18 protein-coding genes and 1 pseudogene are annotated in these 16,935 nt (G+C 64.4%); 5 read left to right on the top strand and 14 right to left on the bottom strand.

Going from position 1 to position 16,935, the window contains the following annotated elements; all coding sequences use genetic code 11:
* Window positions 1-8 precede the first annotated feature (8 nt).
* The 5 genes from ACTU6V_RS11850 to ACTU6V_RS11830 all read right to left on the bottom strand — a co-directional run bounded on the left by ACTU6V_RS11850 (window position 9) and on the right by ACTU6V_RS11830 (window position 2,875).
* Complete coding sequence (locus tag ACTU6V_RS11850; protein WP_443469283.1) at window positions 9-335, bottom strand: DUF2469 family protein; 327 nt, start codon at window positions 333-335, stop codon at window positions 9-11.
* A gap of 20 nt (window positions 336-355) precedes the next feature.
* Window positions 356-1,015 (bottom strand): ribonuclease HII, encoded by a 660-nt coding sequence (rnhB, locus tag ACTU6V_RS11845; protein ID WP_443469284.1) that lies wholly within the window; start codon window positions 1,013-1,015, stop codon window positions 356-358.
* Window positions 1,015-1,743, bottom strand: a complete 729-nt coding sequence (gene lepB / locus ACTU6V_RS11840) for a signal peptidase I (RefSeq protein ID WP_443469285.1) — start codon at window positions 1,741-1,743, stop codon at window positions 1,015-1,017. Before lepB ends, rnhB begins: the two co-directional genes overlap by 1 nt.
* A 123-nt stretch (window positions 1,744-1,866) precedes the next feature.
* Window positions 1,867-2,214, bottom strand: coding sequence for a 50S ribosomal protein L19 (gene rplS, locus ACTU6V_RS11835; RefSeq protein WP_417511551.1), 348 nt, complete (start codon window positions 2,212-2,214; stop codon window positions 1,867-1,869).
* A gap of 166 nt (window positions 2,215-2,380) precedes the next feature.
* A complete protein-coding gene (locus ACTU6V_RS11830; protein WP_443469286.1) occupies window positions 2,381-2,875 on the bottom strand; it encodes an MFS transporter permease in 495 nt (164 codons plus the stop codon).
* A gap of 99 nt (window positions 2,876-2,974) precedes the next feature.
* On the opposite strand from ACTU6V_RS11830, the gene map reads away from it, so the two are divergent.
* On the top strand, window positions 2,975-3,757 hold the full coding sequence (gene map / locus ACTU6V_RS11825; RefSeq protein ID WP_443469287.1) for a type I methionyl aminopeptidase: 783 nt from the start codon (window positions 2,975-2,977) through the stop codon (window positions 3,755-3,757).
* Here the strand turns inward: map and ACTU6V_RS11820 are convergent.
* Both ACTU6V_RS11820 and ACTU6V_RS11815 read right to left on the bottom strand, forming a co-directional pair.
* The gene (locus ACTU6V_RS11820) at window positions 3,750-4,517 is read right to left on the bottom strand and encodes a class I SAM-dependent methyltransferase (protein ID WP_443469288.1); all 768 of its coding nucleotides are present in this window, start codon (window positions 4,515-4,517) and stop codon (window positions 3,750-3,752) included. The two genes, map and ACTU6V_RS11820, sit on opposite strands and share 8 nt — an antisense overlap.
* A gap of 52 nt (window positions 4,518-4,569) precedes the next feature.
* Complete coding sequence (locus tag ACTU6V_RS11815; RefSeq protein ID WP_443469289.1) at window positions 4,570-6,168, bottom strand: ABC-F family ATP-binding cassette domain-containing protein; 1,599 nt, start codon at window positions 6,166-6,168, stop codon at window positions 4,570-4,572.
* A gap of 184 nt (window positions 6,169-6,352) precedes the next feature.
* On the opposite strand from ACTU6V_RS11815, the gene ACTU6V_RS11810 reads away from it, so the two are divergent.
* From ACTU6V_RS11810 to ACTU6V_RS11795, 4 genes and pseudogenes are all read left to right on the top strand, one after another.
* Window positions 6,353-7,021: a DedA family protein gene (locus ACTU6V_RS11810; RefSeq protein ID WP_443469290.1), complete on the top strand. Its 669-nt coding sequence runs from the start codon at window positions 6,353-6,355 to the stop codon at window positions 7,019-7,021.
* Complete coding sequence (locus ACTU6V_RS11805; RefSeq protein WP_443475665.1) at window positions 7,018-8,241, top strand: sensor histidine kinase; 1,224 nt, start codon at window positions 7,018-7,020, stop codon at window positions 8,239-8,241. The genes ACTU6V_RS11810 and ACTU6V_RS11805 overlap by 4 nt, the downstream gene beginning before the upstream one ends.
* Window positions 8,242-8,254: 13 nt before the next feature.
* Window positions 8,255-8,923: a response regulator gene (locus ACTU6V_RS11800; protein ID WP_443469292.1), complete on the top strand. Its 669-nt coding sequence runs from the start codon at window positions 8,255-8,257 to the stop codon at window positions 8,921-8,923.
* Between the two features lie 100 nt (window positions 8,924-9,023).
* Window positions 9,024-10,073 (top strand): annotated as a pseudogene (locus ACTU6V_RS11795) (acyltransferase family protein); the annotation flags it as partial.
* Between the two features lie 230 nt (window positions 10,074-10,303).
* Here the strand turns inward: ACTU6V_RS11795 and ACTU6V_RS11790 are convergent.
* Genes ACTU6V_RS11790 through sufB form a run of 7 tightly spaced genes read right to left on the bottom strand, consistent with a single transcriptional unit; the run spans window position 10,304 to window position 16,897 of the window.
* On the bottom strand, window positions 10,304-11,665 hold the full coding sequence (locus tag ACTU6V_RS11790; RefSeq protein WP_443469293.1) for an MFS transporter: 1,362 nt from the start codon (window positions 11,663-11,665) through the stop codon (window positions 10,304-10,306).
* The gene (locus tag ACTU6V_RS11785) at window positions 11,662-12,834 is read right to left on the bottom strand and encodes a MalY/PatB family protein (RefSeq protein ID WP_443475732.1); all 1,173 of its coding nucleotides are present in this window, start codon (window positions 12,832-12,834) and stop codon (window positions 11,662-11,664) included. The genes ACTU6V_RS11790 and ACTU6V_RS11785 overlap by 4 nt, the downstream gene beginning before the upstream one ends.
* A 4-nt stretch (window positions 12,835-12,838) precedes the next feature.
* On the bottom strand, window positions 12,839-13,168 hold the full coding sequence (locus ACTU6V_RS11780; RefSeq protein ID WP_417511530.1) for a metal-sulfur cluster assembly factor: 330 nt from the start codon (window positions 13,166-13,168) through the stop codon (window positions 12,839-12,841).
* Between the two features lie 9 nt (window positions 13,169-13,177).
* Window positions 13,178-13,948, bottom strand: a complete 771-nt coding sequence (gene sufC / locus ACTU6V_RS11775; RefSeq protein WP_443469294.1) for a Fe-S cluster assembly ATPase SufC — start codon at window positions 13,946-13,948, stop codon at window positions 13,178-13,180.
* Between the two features lies 1 nt (window position 13,949).
* Window positions 13,950-14,276 (bottom strand): non-heme iron oxygenase ferredoxin subunit, encoded by a 327-nt coding sequence (locus ACTU6V_RS11770; protein WP_443469295.1) that lies wholly within the window; start codon window positions 14,274-14,276, stop codon window positions 13,950-13,952.
* Window positions 14,273-15,478 (bottom strand): Fe-S cluster assembly protein SufD, encoded by a 1,206-nt coding sequence (gene sufD / locus ACTU6V_RS11765; RefSeq protein ID WP_443475664.1) that lies wholly within the window; start codon window positions 15,476-15,478, stop codon window positions 14,273-14,275. Before sufD ends, ACTU6V_RS11770 begins: the two co-directional genes overlap by 4 nt.
* Complete coding sequence (gene sufB / locus ACTU6V_RS11760; protein ID WP_443469297.1) at window positions 15,479-16,897, bottom strand: Fe-S cluster assembly protein SufB; 1,419 nt, start codon at window positions 16,895-16,897, stop codon at window positions 15,479-15,481.
* Between the last annotated feature and the right edge of the window lie 38 nt (window positions 16,898-16,935).

Genomic DNA, 16,935 nt, shown 5'->3' with positions numbered 1-16,935 from the left:
AGGAGAAGTCACTTGCCGTCGAGCGACAGGTCTTCCGGGATCTCGAACTCTCGGCGCTGCAGTTCTTCGACGTTGACGTCCTTGAAGGTGAGTACGCGCACCGCCTTCACAAAACGATCAGCACGATAGATATCCCAGACCCACACATCGGCCATCGAGATCTCGAAGTAGAAATCGTGCTCGGTGTCCCGCCGGACGACGTTCACCTCGTTAGCGAGATAGAACCGGCGTTCGGTCTCGACGACGTACTGAAACTGACCCACCACATCGCGATATTCGCGGAACAGCGCGAGCTCGAGATCGCGGTCGTAGTCGTCGAATGCCTCTTCATCCATGATGAGTCCATCCTATGAGTTCAAAACAGCGTCGGGGCATCAGCGATCGCCCATGAGGAACGGTGCAGCGGCGAAAGGCCGCAGTCGCGGATCGCCGCACGATGCTCTGCACTCGCGTAGCCCTTGTTGCGATTCCACTGATACATCGGATGCTCGTCATGCCGCTGTGCCATATACGAGTCACGCGCGACCTTCGCGATGACAGAGGCTGCCGAGACCGAGGCGCAATCGCGGTCGCCCTTGATGACTGTTCGCACCTCGATGGGAGTCGCGTGCACGCGCGAGAGGTAGTCGTGATTTCCATCAAGAATGACCAAGGTCCGTTCGGTCACGGCCCCCAGCGCTGCGATCGCGTCGACCGCCCTCGATGCGGCAAGCCCCAGCGCGCGCATGATGCCCACCTCGTCGACCTCTGCAGCGCTTGCCCACCCGGTTCCCGATGCCTGCACCCATGCCGCTGCACGGGCCGCGACATCGGGCCTGCGCTTCTCCGTGACGAGCTTCGAGTCGCGGAGTCCTTCCGGCACGCGACGACGCGCACCAGAAGCATCCATCATTGCAGCACCGACGACGACGGGGCCTGCCAAGGCGCCTCGCCCCACCTCGTCAAGCGAGATGATGAGGTCGTACTCTGCAAGCAGCTTCCGCTCGAGAGTGAGCCGTGGCGTCGCGACCGTCATCATTCAGGATCCGGGACGCCGTTGAAGATGTCGTGGTGCCCATCGATCGTGCCGATGCGCGAGAGCGGCCAGGTGGTGAGGAACGCCTTGCCGACCACATTGTCCAGCGGCACGAAGCCGCCGCTCGGCAGATCCTGGTGAGCACGCGCATCCTGCGAGCGATCGCGGTTGTCTCCGAGCACCCAGATCGAGCCCTCTGGAACGGTCACATCGAACGGCTCGTTAGATGCCGCGGTGTCACCCTCAGGAAGGTTCAGATAAGACAGCTCATCGATGGGTGCGCCATTGATCGTGATCTGCCCCAGCGAGTTGCAGCACACGACGTGGTCGCCCGGGAGTCCGATGATGCGCTTGACGAGGTGGTCCTCACTGTCAGAGGACGAGAGTCCGACCAGGGTCAGCAGCCCGTCGAACCACTCGATGATCAGTGGGCGAGGCGGTGCCTTCTGCTGCACGGGAAGCCATCCGCCGGGATCGGTGAACACAACGACATCGCCGCGTTCGTAACCGGTCCAGCGCGGGGTGAGCTCGTCGACGAGGATCCGGTCGTTCACCAGAAGCGTCTTCTCCATCGATGCCGACGGAATATAGAACGACCGCACGACGAAACTCTTCACCACGAACGACACCAGCGCGGCGATGACAATAATCACCAGGACGTCGCGAAGGAAGATCCAGACCCCGCGCCGTCGCTTCGCCGGTACGTCCGGGACGGGTTCAGAGGTCATCGTATTCCTTAACAGGGGTTGTTCACACCGCGGACGACGGCACCTTCAAGGTTCGCACATTCCGCAGAGAACACAGCACCCCGGGACGCTGTGTCTCGGGGTGCTGTGTACGAAAAGCGGCGATCAGTTGTCGCGCTTCTCCTTGATCTTGGCCTTCTTGCCGCGCAGGTTGCGGAGGTAGTAGAGCTTCGCGCGACGCACGTCACCACGAGTCACGACCTCAATGTGGTCGATCGCCGGGGAGTGCACCGGGAAGGTACGCTCGACGCCCACCTGGAAGCTGATCTTGCGGACCGTGAAAGTCTCGCGCACGCCATCACCCTGGCGACCGAGGACAACGCCCTGGAAGACCTGGATGCGGGAGCGGGAGCCCTCAGTGATGTTGACGTGCACCTTGACGGTGTCGCCGGGACGGAACTCGGGAATGTCGGAACGGAGCGAAGCCGCGTCGACGGCGTCCAGGATCTGCATGATCGTCTCTCTCTGCACTCGCCACAGGTCGGATGCATGAATATGGAAGGAATACGTGAAGTGTGTGCTGAACGGCGCATGAAGCGCACGCGGACTCCCCTGAGGCAGAGTCGGTCACGGCACAAACAACCATTCTGCCACGGATCCGGGATCCGACAAAACCGCGTCAGTTCTCGGAGGCGGGCTTCTCCCGGATGACGAAGACCTCGCCATCGGCGGGAGCGTGATGACGGGGCTCGAAGCTGGCGTCCGTCGTGGCCGACGTCATGAATCGGATGCTGGAGCCCGCTGCCCGCGCTTCGCCCCACAGTTGCCACAACATCAGCCAGAAAAGCGCAAGAGCCACGACGATCGCGGCGGTCAACAGGAGCGGGAACCACGCCTGCGGGTAGCACCCGACTGCGATGGTCAGCAGATGCCAGACGCCGATTCCGAGCACATCCCACCACGACGCCATGCGCGTCTCACGCGCAGAAGTACGCGCACGCTGCAGGAGGGTCAGAACGAGCTGACCGATGAAGACCGACGGGATCGCGATGAACAGCACCCAGAGGAAGGCCCACCCGCCGGCGTTGAAGATCCCCCAGCCGATCAGCAGCCACAGCGGCAGAATGACGGCCGCCGGGAACATCCAGCGATAGAAAGCGCCTCGCAACCACATGCTCTGATCGTACTTGCGCAGGCATGCGCGGGTTCGTGTGTTCGCTGTGAGCGGGTGCACGTCTGGATCAGGGAGAATGGAGAAGACGAGAGGAACACCATGATCGAACTGCGCACCCCGGCCGAGATCGAAGAGATGAAGGCTGCGGGACGTTTCGTCGCCGAAACCCTGGCGACGCTGCGCGACGAGACGAAGATCGGCACGAATCTGCTGTCGATCGATCGCAGGGCACACGAGCTGATCCGCAAGGCCGGAGCAGAATCCTGCTACATCGACTACGCGCCGTCATTCGGCAACGGCCCGTTCGGCAAAGTCATCTGCACGTCGATCAACGACGCCGTGCTGCACGGACTCCCCCACGACTACACGCTGCGCGACGGCGATCTCGTCTCGCTGGACTTTGCCGTCGCGGTCGATGGATGGGTCGCCGACTCAGCGGTCTCCTTCGTCGTCGGCACCGCACGCGAAGAGGATCTGCGCCTGATCGATACGACCGAGCGCGCGCTGGATGCGGCGATCGCCGCCGCCACGGTCGGCAACCGCATCGGCGATATCTCTGCTGCTGTCGCCACCATCGCGCACGGCGAGGGTTACTCGATCAACACCGACTTCGGCGGACACGGTGTCGGGCGGACCATGCACGGCGACCCGCACGTGGCGAACGACGGCCGCGCAGGCCGGGGCTTCCCACTGCGCGATGGTCTCGTTCTCGCGCTCGAGCCCTGGTTCCTGGAAACCACTGACGAACTGCGCACCGATGCCGACGGGTGGACTCTCCGCAGTGCGGATGGCTCACGCGGCGCACACTCCGAGCACACGGTGGCGATCACCGCCGACGGCCCGATCGTTCTGACCGACCGCAGCTTCCTCGGCGTCAAGTAGCGACGTCGTCCCGCACGCTCCCGGCTCGTGAGTAGACGAACACCTCGGTCACCATCGGGAGGGTGAACTCCGCCCTCCCCGCAGTCGCCGGATCGGTGTCGAGGATGCGGGCGAGTTCGGAGATCATCGCGGTGCGCGTCGCTTCCTCAGCTGCGAGGAAGCTGCTGACTGTGAGCCAGCGCCGCAGATAGTCCTCTCGCGTGATGTGCTCTGACCAGGCGATCTCTGTGTGGTGATCGAACACGAATCCGGGCAGTTCATCGACAGCCGTTGCCGTCGTCGAGTCAGCTTCAGTGCTGACCGCCGGATGCGCGACACGGTGACAGGCTCGATCCCACGTGCAGTCCGGGTCGGAATGGTTCCACAGCAGTCCCAGCGTCCCACCTGGCACCAGCACGCGCCGGATCTCGGTGCATGCGGCATCCCGATCGAACCAGTGGAAAGCCTGCGCGACGGTGACGGCATCCACGGACTCATCTGGAAGCGGGATGCTCTCGGCACCACCGTCCAGTGACTCCACCGACGGGAGCTTCGCCCGCAGCACATCGAGCATCGCCGCCGACGGCTCGACAGCAACCACCCGATCAGCGCGCTCGATCAGCAGCTCAGTGAACTTGCCCGTGCCGGCGCCAAGGTCGAGCACAGCATCCACCCGCTTCGGCACGATGTCCTCGGCTGCGGCATCCGGAAAGCCGGGCCGAAAGCGGTCGTACTCCTCGCCGATGCTCTCGAACGACTTCGCCAATCGCTGATCCACCATGCTTCGACGCTATCGTGCTGCTCCGTTATGCCTGTCTCACGCGAAAAGCGCGTCAGGCGAGCTCTATGAGGTCCTGGTACTCCTGGTTCCAGATGTCCTCGACGCCGTCGGGCAGGATCAGAACGCGCTCGGGGTTCAGGGACGCAACAGCACCGGGATCATGCGAGACGAGCACGACTGCACCCTCGTAGTGCGCGAGTGCGTCGAGGATCTCTTCGCGCGACGCGGGGTCGAGGTTGTTCGTCGGCTCGTCGAGCAGCAGCAGGTTCGCGGATGACACGACCAGCGTCGCGAGCGACAGACGAGTCTTCTCGCCGCCAGAGAGGACCCCGGCGGGCTTGAGCACATCGTCACCGGTGAACAGGAACGAACCCAGTACGCGCCGCGCCTCCATCTCGGTGATGTGGGGAGCCGCCGAGACCATGTTCTGCAGCACGGATCGTTCGACGTCGAGGTTCTCGTGCTCCTGCGCGTAGTAGCCGATCTTCACGCCGAATCCCGGCTGCAGCTCCCCCGTGTCCGGCTCATCGACGCCAGCCAGCATCCGTAGCAGCGTGGTTTTGCCGGCACCGTTGAGGCCGAGTACAACGACCTTGGAGCCGCGGTCGATCGCGAGGTCGACATCGGTGAAGATCTCCAGCGAACCGTACGACTTCGACAGGCCTGACGCCATCATCGGCGTCTTGCCGCAGGGCGCCGGCTTCGGGAACCGGAGCTTTGCGACCCGATCCACCTCGCGCACGTCGTCCAGACCGGCGAGCAGCTTCTCTGCGCGCGCGACCATCTGGTGCGCAGCCGCAGCCTTGGATGCCTTGGCACCGAAGCGGGCGGCCTGCTGCTGCAGCGAAGTCGCCTTCTTCTCGGCGTTCGCGCGCTCCTTCTTGCGGCGCTCCTCGTCAGCCACCCGCTGGCGCAGGTAGTTCTTCCAGTTCATGTTGTAGATGTCGATGCTCTGACGGTTGGCGTCGAGGTAGAACACCCGGTTCACAGTCTCGCCGACGATCTCGATATCGTGGCTGATCACGATCAGCCCGCCCTTGTAGTTCTTCAGGAATTCGCGCAGCCACACGACACTGTCGGCGTCGAGGTGGTTGGTCGGCTCATCGAGGATCATCGTCTCGGCATCGGAGAACAGGATGCGCGCGAGCTCGATGCGTCGCCGCTGCCCGCCGGAGAGCGACTTCAACGGCTGATCGAGGATGCGATCGGGCAGTGAGAGGTTGTTCGCGATGGATGCGGCCTCAGCCTCGGCCGCGTAGCCGCCGAGGCCCTCGAACTGCTCGGTGAGGTTGCCGAAGCGACGCATCGCCTTCTCGGCGACGGCCGGGTCAGCGGATGCCATGTCTTCGGCAGCTTTGCTCAGACCCAGCTGAATGGTGCCGAGACCTCGTGCATCCAGGATGCGGGTGCGCGCGAGCATCTCCGGATCGCCCGAGCGGGGGTCCTGCGGGAGGTAGCCCAGCTCTCCGGACTTCGTCACCTTGCCTTCCGAAGGCAGCAGGTCACCCGCGAGCACCTTCGTCAGAGTGGTCTTGCCGGCGCCGTTGCGTCCGACCAGTCCGATCTTGTCGCCGTCGGAGACGCGGAACGACACGCCATCCATAAGGAGGCGGGCGCCAACGCGAATCTCGAGGTCGTGCACGGCAAGCACAGCAATTGTCCGTTTCGTCAGGGGGGATGGAGCGGCCCGCGAAGTGTGAAGACACCGGACCAGCCCCTCAGTATACGTCGCGCCGCCTGCGCGGATCCCCGATGCTCAAGACCCCCCTGAAGTATGACGGGATCGATACCCGGGGGTGATGTGGTGTGCTGAACCTCGCACGTAGGTTCTCCTCGTGGACATCATCAACGAGCTCATCATGCAGGCGGTTGCCTCTCCGTGGCTGTATCTGGTCATCTTCGCGACAGCAGTGATCGACGGCTTCTTCCCGCCGATTCCGAGCGAGACGGTGCTCGTTGCCGCGGCTGCGGTCGCAGCATCCACCGGTGGTACCGATCTCGTGCTGCTGGTCTCTCTCGCAGCCCTCGGCGCCTTGATCGGCGACAACATCGCGTATGCCATCGGCCGCTCTGTGGGCACGACCCGCTTCGCCTGGATGCGACGCCCTCGCGTTGCCGCGGTGTTCGCACGTGCGCAGAGCCGACTGACCAGCAGCGGCGCTCCGCTCATCCTCGGCGCCCGGTACATCCCGGTCGGCCGCGTTGCGGTGAACATGTCTGCCGGTGCACTCGGATATCCGTGGCGGCGTTTCCTGCCGATCAGCATGGTGGCGGCAGTCTCATGGGCGATCTACAGCGTCAGCATCGGCCTCCTCGCCGGGAAATGGCTCGTGGATCAGCCATTGCTGAGCGCCGTGATCGGAATCGCTGCGGCCTTGATCATCGGCTTCGTGATCGACCGGGTGACGACGATTCGCCGTCGCCGACGGGACCAGGACGCAGCGGAGCGCGCTGCTGCGGAGAGCGAGCTGTCCGAGCACGCCACCGCTGAGGTGACAGGATGACTCCCATGGAGGCGACCAAGAGCAAGCGCGGGAGACACCGCAACGTTCTGCCACGCGACCGCACCTTCGTGCTCACCGTGATCCTGGCCGTGATCGCCGTGATCCTCTATGCCGTGCTCGTGCCCGTGCACGCTGCCATCTACGGCGCACCGGTCGCGGTCACCATGGCTCTCGCGCTCGCGGCGGTCGGCGCGCCACTGGTCTCGCTCTGGTATCCGAACCTCGCCGTGATCCTGTTCACGGTGTCGGCGGTGCTCTTCCCCTTGATGGTTTCGCGCGAGGCGTCGGTGAGCGCACCCTGGCCGTGGTCGGTGCCGATGCTGATCGCCTTCGTCGTCGTCGTCGCGACCGTGACATTCCGGCGGGGCTGGCGACCCGGGCTCATCCAGTTCGCCCTCGGCAGTGCCGCCGGCGTCATCGCGGCGATCATGCAGCCGTCCATTCCGAGCGGTAACTCTCTGATCGTCACAACCTCGATCGTCGCCGGCATCTACCTGATAGCGCTCCTGCTCGCCGGACGTCTTCGGCTCGGCGAGGAGCTCACCCGCGAGCGGGCCAACACTGCACAGGAACAGTCCAGGCGCGAACTCGTCGAGGAGCGCACCCGCATCGCGCGCGAACTGCATGACGTCGTGGCGCACAGTATGTCGCTCATCCAGGTCCAGGCCTCCACAGCCCGGTACCGAGTCCCCGGTCTCGCACCGGATGCCGTGTCCGAGTTCGATGACATCGCTGCATCCGCTCGGGGGGCGCTCACTGAGATGCGCCGCATTCTCGGTGTGCTCCGCACAGAAGATCAAACCGCAGAACTCGCACCGCATTACGGCATCGAAGAAGTCCCCACGCTCGTGGAGACGACCCGCCGTGCAGGGGCCGCAGTATCGCTGGACCACGCCGTCAGCGGCGATGTCTCCACCGCCACGCAGCTTGCCATCTATCGGATCACGCAGGAAGCGCTGAGCAACGCCCTCCGACACTCCCCCGGGTCCCCGATCTCGGTATCGTTGTCAGCGGATGACACGGATGTGACACTCGTCGTACGCAACGCGTACGACACCGAAGCAACCGAGGTTCCGGGCGGTCATGGACTGCGTGGCATGCAAGAGCGTGCCATGCTCCTCGATGGCAGTTGCGTTGCAGGTCCCGATGCCGAGGGGCTCTGGACATTGACAGCGCGGATGCCGCGGCATCCGAACGCATCGTTGGAAGGAACACCATGACGGCAGGATGCCCGTGACGATCGAAGTCCTCATCGCCGATGACCAGGCAATGGTCAGAGCGGGCTTCGCCGCGCTCCTCGACGCACACGACGGCATCACCGTGACAGGGCAAGCCTCCGACGGGCTCGAAGCGGTGTCTCTTGCGGCACGCGTCGATCCGGACGTGATCCTGATGGATGTGCGAATGCCGCAGCTGGACGGCATAGAGGCCACGCGTCGAATCCTCGGCCCCGGCTACGCCGCCGCCAAGGTGCCGCGCATCCTCATGCTCACGACGTTCGACATCGACGACTACATCTACGATGCGCTGCAGGCGGGCGCCAGCGGATTTCTGCTGAAGGATGCTCTCCCAGAAGAGCTGGTGCACGCCGTACGGGTGATCGCCGCCGGCGATGCTCTTCTGTCCCCGAGCGTGACCCGCCGCATGATCGCGCAGTTCGCCACGCAGAAGCCACGGACCACAGCATCCACGAACCTGCTTGCCGAACTCACCGATCGTGAGCGCGAGGTGCTCGTGCTGATCGGCCAAGGACGCTCCAACGGCGAAATCGCTTCTACCCTGTTCATCGCCGAGCAGACAGTGAAGACGCACGTAGGCAAGGTGCTCGCGAAGATCGGCGCACGCGACCGCGTGCAGGCCGTGATCTTCGCGTACGACACCGGCCTCGCTGAACCCGCCTGAGACCCCGTACGACGGTATGGGGCAGGTCGGCACCATCGTGTGATGCGGCCACCGGCATCAGGTTCATAACCTCCTCAGACACCTACTGAGGAGGAATCACATGGCCATCGCGGATCTGCGTCCGATCACCACTCGGACGCCTACGCCAGCTGCGTCGTCGTCCGGTGGCGCCAGAGATACCGGCATCGACCTCGTCCGCGCCTTCTGCGTGGTCGGAGTCGTCCTGATCCACTCGCTCATGGTCGGCGTCACAGTGACCGATGCCGGTCCCATGTTCGCCAACGCGAGCGATGGGTCAGCGTGGATCGCACCGCTGAGCTGGCTGCTTCAGGTCATGCCGCTGTTCTTCGTGATCGCCGGGTTCGCCGGCTACACGTCGTTCATCCGCTCACGTAATCGCGGCGGCACAGCATCGGCCTTCGTCGCCGCGCGGATCCATCGCCTTCTCCTGCCTGCCGTGTGGACTGTCGGAATCGTCGCTATCGGTCTTACCGCGCTCCTCGCGTACGGCGTACCAGGAGACCTGGTGGGAATCGCAGGGTTCCGATTCGGACAGCCGCTCTGGTTCCTCGGGGTGTTCCTGCTCTGCCAGGTGCTAATGCCCGCGCTCATCCGCGCTCATGAGCGCGCTCCCTGGTGCACGATCGCACTTCTCGTCGCCGGCGCCGCGGTTGTCGATGCCGTGCGGTTCTTCACCGGGGTCGATGCACTCGGCTTCCTGAACCTCGCATTCGTGTGGCTCGCACTGCAGCAGGTGGGATTCTTCCTCGCCGACGGGCGAATCGGGTCGGTGTCCCGCCGGATGCGCGCGGTCATCGCGCTCGCCGCTTTGGGCGGGCTCATCCTCAGCGTCACTGCGGGCATCTATTCTTCCGATCTCATCGAGAACATCAACCCGCCGACGACAGCGCTCCTGTTCGTCGGCGTGGCGCACACCATGCTGATGTCGCTCCTGCGCGAGCGGCTGAACGCCTGGAGCAGGATGCCTCTGGGCAGGCACCTGCGCAAGTTCGTCACACCGCGTGCGATGACGATCTATCTCTGGCACATGCCCGTGCTGCTCGCGATGGCTGGCGCGAGCGCCGTGTTCGCGATGACCACTGGCATCCTGCTGCCAGAGCCGAGCAGTCTCGGGTGGTGGATGACGCGTCCGCTGTGGCTTGCCGTCGTCTTCACCTTGACAGCGCTGGTCGCTTGGGCTCTGGCACGGATCGAAGCGCGTCCCACTCCCAGGGCAACACGGTCCACCGTGCGCCTCACCGCGGCATCTGCACTTGGCATCGCCGCCATCGCTGAACTTCTGGTCCTCGGCGCGACACCGCTCACAGCACTACTGGCCGTGCTCTTGATGATCGCCGCGCTGCGGCTCGCACGGTCCCCTCAGCTCAGTTCAGCTCCGCGACCGAGCCGGAATCCCGGAAGCAGCGCCAACAGCAGCACGATGGCCGAGAAGACGAAGACGAGCGGAAATGCTCCCGCGCCTCCGCCCAGCGTCGCAACACCCAGCCCGGCGAGAGCGACGGCAACCGACGAGCCCGTGGCGTCGGAGATCGAGAGTGCCGAAGAGTTGAACCCTGCATTCCCCGGTGCGGAGTATGCCAGCGTCAGCACGGTGAGCCGCGGGTACAGCAGCCCCATGCCGCCGCCGGCGAGTGCCCAGCCGATCACGACGATGAGCGGGCTCGCGGCGGTCAGGGCAGTGACCAGCACACTCATGACGGCGACGAGGAGCAGCGCGAGGCTGATGAAGGCGATGCGGCGGTTGCCGAGTTCTTCGCCGAACCGCCCCTGGATCGCGGATCCCCCGGCCCAGGCGAAGGCCGCGAACATCAGCGCGATTCCCGCCCAGGTCGGAGTGAAGCCGAACTCGGCCATCAGCAGATACGGGATATACGCCTCGGTGGCGAAGAATGCGCCAGCGACGAGACCTCGCACGAGCACCACGCTCGGCAGTCCTCGGGCGGCGCGAAGTGTGCCCTTGGGCAGCAGTGGCACGACGGCGAACCCGATCACGACCAGCGCAATGAGCGCGATCGGCCACCCCACCGTCGGCGGAGCGTCGGCAGTCAGGCCCACGGCGACAGCAGCCACTGCCACAAGGACCGCGAGCAGCAGCCGACGGGTGAGACCTTTGATGCTGGAGGCGTCGCCGCCACCGAGCTCCAGCGCGCGAAGCCTGACCGCGATCATGACGAAAGCGATCGCGGTGAGCACCGCGACGCCGAGGAACGCCCATCGCCAGTCGAGGAACTCTGCAACAGCGCCGGCCAGGAATGGTCCGATCATTGCGGGTACAACCCACGCGGCGGCGAATGCCGCGAAGATCCGTCCGTGCAGCTGCGACGGGTAGAGCCGTGCGACGACGACGTAGAGTGCGACAGTCTCGCCACCTGCACCAAGACCCTGCACGAGGCGGCCTACGAGGAACTGCTCCATCGAGAACGCGAACCCAGAGATCAGCAGACCAGCGATGAACAGCGACACAGCGACGTACAGAGGCCCACGCGGACCCCGTGCGTCCGACCACGCGCCGCATGCGACCATGCCGATGACGCTGGTCGCCAATGTCCCCGCGAACGCCACCGCGTAGAGAGCTTCGCCATCCAGAGCCGCGCTGACCACGGGCATGACGGTGGTGACGGCGAGCGATTCAATCGCTGCGAAGAAGATCAGCGCGATCGCACCGATCGTGACCCAGACGCGCTCCCTATCCCAGATCGATGGGACAGCCTGCAGGCTCATGCGCGGGGCGAAGATTCACGCAGACCGAGAGCGGCGATGCGGGTGATCGCTTCGGTGATGATCTCAGGACTCGTGCCGAAGTTCAGCCGGACATGGCCTGCCCCTTCGGCGCCGAACGCCGGCCCGAAGTGCAGGGCAACCTTGGCCTCGTGGAGAATGCGTTTAGAGGGGTTCGCGCCCCAGCCGAGATCCGTGAGGTCGATCCAGGCGAGATAGCCGGCATCCGGGATCCGATAGTGCGCGCCGGGAAGGTGCTCAGCGAGGAGGTCTGCGATGAGACGACGATTCCCATCAAGAGTGACGAGCAGTCCATCCAGCCATACGTCGCTCTCCGGCGCGAAAGCGGCAGTGGCTGCGAGCATCCCGAACTGACCCGTACGCCATTCCACCTCAATAGGCAGGCTTCGCAGTAGCCGCGTGGTGTCGTCTGCGGCGGTGACCATCAGCGCGCACTTGAGGCCCGCAAGGTTGAATGCCTTGCTCGCGCTGACGACGGCGTAGCCGACGGTGCGCGCGGCATCCGATACGCCCAGGAACGGGGCGAATCCCGAGTCAGGCTGAGCAAGCGGCGCGTGGATCTCATCAGAGACCACGGCAGCGCCGTGAGCCGCCGCGAGCTCGGCGAGAGCCGCGAGAGACGCCGCCGAGTGCACAGTGCCGGTCGGGTTATGCGGATTGCACAGCAGAACCGCACGCGCACCGTTCTCCAGCGCGATACGGATGCCGTCGAGATCCAGCTCCCAGAGATCACCCACGTCGCGCAGCGGAACACGTTCGACGGTGGCGCCAGCTTCTTCGACGAGATCGAAGAACGGCGGGTAGACGGGAGTCGTGACGATGACCCGGTCCCCCGGACTCGTCACCCGCCGCAAGATCTCGACGATACCCATACTGACATCGGCGGTCGACCGCATCCGAGCAGCATCCGGTGTCCAGCCGTATCGACGCTGCGCGAAGCCCACAAAGGCATCGGCGAGCGGGGTGCGCGAGGCAACATAACCGGTATCGCCCGTGCGCACCGCACGCTCGAGCGCCGCGGTGATCGCTGGAGCCAGCGGAAAGTCGGTCTCGGCGACGAACAGTGGCAGAACGTCCTCGGGATACTCACGCCACTTCTCGCTGGTGCGCTGCCTGAGCTGCTCCAGCGGAAGTGCCGAGACCTTCTGGATCACGTCAGATCGCGAAGCCGAGCGCGCGCATCATGTCGCGCCCGTCGTCCGTGATCTTCTCGGGACCCCACGGCGGCATCCACACCCAGTTGATGCGGAACCGGTCGACGACGGAGTCCAGAGCCTGCGCGGTCTGCTCTTCGAGCACATCGGTGAGCGGGCAGCCAGCGCTGGTGAGCGTCATGTGAATGACGAGGGCATCGTTCTCATCGTCCCAGGCCAGATCGTAGATCAGGCCGAGGTCGACGACGTTGATCCCGAGTTCGGGATCCATGACGTCTTTGAGAGCCTCGGTGACCTCTTCGAACTTCTCAGGTGCAAGAGTCGCGCTCATGGCCTCAGCCTACGCCTCGATCGGGGCAGCAGGGTCGAGGAAGCGGTCGTAGCCCTCTTCCTCGAGACGGTCAGCGAGCTCGGGGCCGCCCTCTTCAACGATCTTCCCTGCGACGATGACGTGCACGAACTCCGGACGGATGTAGCGGAGGATGCGCGTGTAGTGCGTGATGAGCAGCACACCGAGACCGGTAGCCTCCTTCGCGCGGTTGACACCCTCGGAAACGATCTTCAACGCGTCGACGTCAAGACCGGAGTCGGTTTCGTCAAGAATCGCGAACTTCGGCTTGAGCACCTCGAGCTGCAGGATCTCGTGACGCTTCTTCTCTCCGCCCGAGAAACCTTCGTTCACGTTGCGCTGCGCGAACTTCGGATCCATACGCAGATTCGTCATCGCGGACTTGACGTCCTTGGTCCAGGAGCGGATCGAGGGCGCTTCGCCGTCGAGTGCCGTCTTGGCGGTGCGCAGGAAGTTGGTGACCGTGACGCCAGGGATCTCGACGGGATACTGCATCGCGAGGAAGAGCCCTGCGCGTGCGCGCTCGTCGACGGACATCGCAAGGACGTCCTCACCGTCGAAGGTGATCGTTCCACCGGTGACGGTGTACTTCGGGTGACCCGAGATCGTATACGCGAGGGTGGACTTGCCCGAGCCGTTGGGGCCCATGATGGCGTGGGTCTCACCGGTCTTCATGGTGAGGTTGATTCCGTTGAGGATCGGGGTCGACCCGGCCTCGGTCTCGACCGAGACATGCAGGTCGCGGATTTCAAGAACAGACATTTCAGACTTCCTTCGTCACAGTCGGATCAATGAGCACGTCGTCGCCGTCGATCGTGACGACGTAGACCGGAACGGGCTCATAAGCGGGGAGATTCTGGGGGATGCCGGTGAGCAACGAGAACTGCGAGCCGTGGGCCCAGCATTCCAGCGTGTCGCCTTCGACGAATCCTTCGGAGAGCGAGATCGCACCGTGGGTGCAGGTGTCGCCGATCGCGTGAATCTCATCGTTCGAGTCCTTCACAATGGCGATCGGCACACCGTCGAGCTCAACGCGCAGCGGTGTGTCCTGCTCGAGCTCGCTTGCACTGCACGCGCGCTGAGCGGTCATGCGCTCACCGCCGCAAGCTCGGCGTCGATCGCAGCGAGCAGCTCCTCTTCCAGAGCGGGAATGCCGAGGCGCTGCACGACATCGATGAGGAAGCCGAGAACCACCAGGCGGCGGGCCTCTTCTTCATCGATGCCACGAGCCTGCAGGTAGAACAGCTGCTCATCGTCGAAACGACCGGTCGCACTGGCGTGACCTGCGCCGAGGATGTCACCGGTCTTGATCTCGAGGTTCGGGATCGAGTCGGCGCGTGCGCCCTCGGTGAGCACCAGGTTGCGGTTCGCTTCGTACGAGTCGGTACCGGTGGCGTCCGCGCCGATGAGCACGTCGCCGATCCACACGCTGTGTGCCTTCTCGCCCTGCAATGCCCCCTTGTAGAGAACGTCACCGATCGTGTGAGCACCCTTGTGGTGCAGGTAGACCTGGCTCTCCAGGTGCTGTCCTGTGTCGGCATAGCTCAGCCCGTACATGCGCCCTTCGGAGCCCGTGCCCGAAAGCTCGACGTTCGGATTCACGCGAACAATGCCACCGCCGAAGCTGATGACGAAGTGCTTAAGGAGTGCATCCTTGTCGACGCGAGCCTGGTGGGACGCTGCGTGAACCGCATCATCTTCCCAGCGCTGCACGCTGATGACTGTCAGACGTGAACCCGGTCGGGCGAGGATCTCGACGTTCTGCGCATACTGCGCGGAACCGAGGTGGCGCAGCACGACCGTCGCTGCGCTGTTCTCGAGTGCTTCGATGACGATGTGCGCATCGGCGCGCCGGTCAGCACCCTGGCCGGTGATCGTGATGAACACGGGCTCGGCAACTTCTTCATCGCGTGGGATGCGCACGTGCATGCCCGCATCGGCACCCTGCCATGCGACGGCGGAGACGATGTCCTCGGGAACGAAGAACTCTCCCCGTGGTGCGTCACCGGCAGCGAGTGAAGCGGCGACGTACTGCGCGCCGGCCTCGATCTCGTAGGTGACGCCGTCGTTCTGCTCGGCGGTGCTGAACAGCGCAGTCAGCTGCGCGACGGGAGTGTGCTTCCAGTTGACCTCGCGGCCTGTGGGCGCACCGAAGTCGTCAGGGTCGAAGGAGCGCGGACGCTCCGAACGGGTCTGAACCGGAACGAAACCCGAGTTCGCCAGCTGAGCCGCCGGGTCGGTGTGCGCGTTCGTGTGCTGCGCCTCTGCGGGCGCGGTAGCCTGGGCCGCCATTTAGCCGACCGATCCTTCCATGCCCATTTCAATGAGCTTGTTCAACTCCATGGCGTATTCCATCGGCAGTTCGCGTGCGATCGGCTCAATGAAGCCGCGCACGATCATCGCCATCGCCTCGGTCTCTTCCAAACCGCGCGACTGCAGGTAGAAGAGCTGCTCCGCACTGACCTTCGAGACCGTGGCCTCATGGCCGAGCTGCACGTCGTCGACGCGGATGTCGATCGACGGGTAGGTGTCGGAACGCGACTGCGTGTCGATCAGAAGCGCGTCGCAGACCACGGAGTTCGCCGAATGGTGAGCGGCCGGGTCCACACGGACCTCGCCTCGGTAAGCCGAACGACCGCCACCACGCGCGATCGACTTCGACACGATCGACGACTGCGTGTACGGCGCCATGTGGACCATCTTCGCGCCGGCATCCTGGTGCTGTCCCGGGCCGGCGAATGCGACCGAGAGCGTCTCGCCCTTGGCGTGCTCGCCCATCAGGTAGATCGACGGGTACTTCATCGTGACCTTGGAGCCGATGTTGCCGTCGACCCACTCCATGGTGGCGCCCTCGTGAGCGACCGCACGCTTGGTGACGAGGTTGTAGACGTTGTTCGACCAGTTCTGAATCGTCGTGTAGCGAACGCGAGCGTTCTTCTTGACGATGATCTCGACCACAGCGGAGTGCAGTGAGTCCGACTTGTAGATCGGGGCGGTGCAGCCCTCGATGTAGTGGACGTAGCTGTCTTCGTCGGCGATGATGAGGGTGCGCTCGAACTGACCCATGTTCTCGGTGTTGATGCGGAAGTACGCCTGCAGCGGGATCTCGACGTGAACGCCCTTGGGCACGTACACGAAGGAGCCGCCCGACCAGACTGCGGTGTTGAGAGCGGCGAACTTGTTGTCCCCAGAGGGGATCACGGTGCCGAAGTACTCTTCGAAGAACTCGGGGTGCTCGCGAAGCGCCGTGTCGGTGTCCATGAAGATGACGCCCTGCTGCTCGAGGTCTTCGCGGATCTGGTGGTAGACGACCTCGGACTCGTACTGTGCCGCAACGCCGGCGACCAGGCGCTGACGCTCAGCCTCGGGAATGCCGAGCTTCTCGTAAGTGTCGCGGATCTCGGCGGGAAGATCTTCCCAGGACTGCGCCTGCTTCTCTGTGGACCGGACGAAGTACTTGATGTTGTCGAAGTCGATGTCGCTGAGGTCCGCGCCCCAGGTGGGCATCGGCTTGCGTCCGAACAGCTGCAGGCCCTTCAGACGAGTCTTCAGCATCCAGTCCGGCTCGCTCTTGAGACCTGAGATTCCGCGGACGACGTCCTCGGAGAGTCCGCGTTTCGCGATAGCACCGGCGGCGTCTTCATCGTGCCAGCCGAATTCGTACACCCCCAGACCATCGAGCTCTGGACGGTCGATCAGCACATCGGACATCACACTCTCCTCGTTGGGCCCAAACGGTGTCATCCGCC

Source organism: Microbacterium zouquanmingi, assembly GCF_052266675.1.
GTDB lineage: Bacteria > Actinomycetota > Actinomycetes > Actinomycetales > Microbacteriaceae > Microbacterium.
This window is presented reverse-complemented; position numbering and strand designations above follow the sequence as displayed.

Bases quoted from the DNA above. Each gene is read 5' to 3' on its own strand.
- ACTU6V_RS11820 (WP_443469288.1), bottom strand. From the start codon at position 4,517: ATGGTGGATCAGCGATTGGCGAAGTCGTTCGAGAGCATCGGCGAGGAG.
- ACTU6V_RS11805 (WP_443475665.1), top strand. From the start codon at position 7,018: ATGACTCCCATGGAGGCGACCAAGAGCAAGCGCGGGAGACACCGCAAC.
- ACTU6V_RS11850 (WP_443469283.1), bottom strand. From the start codon at position 335: ATGGATGAAGAGGCATTCGACGACTACGACCGCGATCTCGAGCTCGCG.
- sufC (WP_443469294.1), bottom strand. From the start codon at position 13,948: ATGTCTGTTCTTGAAATCCGCGACCTGCATGTCTCGGTCGAGACCGAG.
- map (WP_443469287.1), top strand. From the start codon at position 2,975: ATGATCGAACTGCGCACCCCGGCCGAGATCGAAGAGATGAAGGCTGCG.
- ACTU6V_RS11780 (WP_417511530.1), bottom strand. From the start codon at position 13,168: ATGAGCGCGACTCTTGCACCTGAGAAGTTCGAAGAGGTCACCGAGGCT.
- sufB (WP_443469297.1), bottom strand. From the start codon at position 16,897: ATGTCCGATGTGCTGATCGACCGTCCAGAGCTCGATGGTCTGGGGGTG.
- ACTU6V_RS11830 (WP_443469286.1), bottom strand. From the start codon at position 2,875: ATGTGGTTGCGAGGCGCTTTCTATCGCTGGATGTTCCCGGCGGCCGTC.
- sufD (WP_443475664.1), bottom strand. From the start codon at position 15,478: ATGGCGGCCCAGGCTACCGCGCCCGCAGAGGCGCAGCACACGAACGCG.
- rnhB (WP_443469284.1), bottom strand. From the start codon at position 1,015: ATGACGGTCGCGACGCCACGGCTCACTCTCGAGCGGAAGCTGCTTGCA.
- rplS (WP_417511551.1), bottom strand. From the start codon at position 2,214: ATGCAGATCCTGGACGCCGTCGACGCGGCTTCGCTCCGTTCCGACATT.
- ACTU6V_RS11790 (WP_443469293.1), bottom strand. From the start codon at position 11,665: ATGAGCCTGCAGGCTGTCCCATCGATCTGGGATAGGGAGCGCGTCTGG.
- ACTU6V_RS11770 (WP_443469295.1), bottom strand. From the start codon at position 14,276: ATGACCGCTCAGCGCGCGTGCAGTGCAAGCGAGCTCGAGCAGGACACA.
- lepB (WP_443469285.1), bottom strand. From the start codon at position 1,743: ATGACCTCTGAACCCGTCCCGGACGTACCGGCGAAGCGACGGCGCGGG.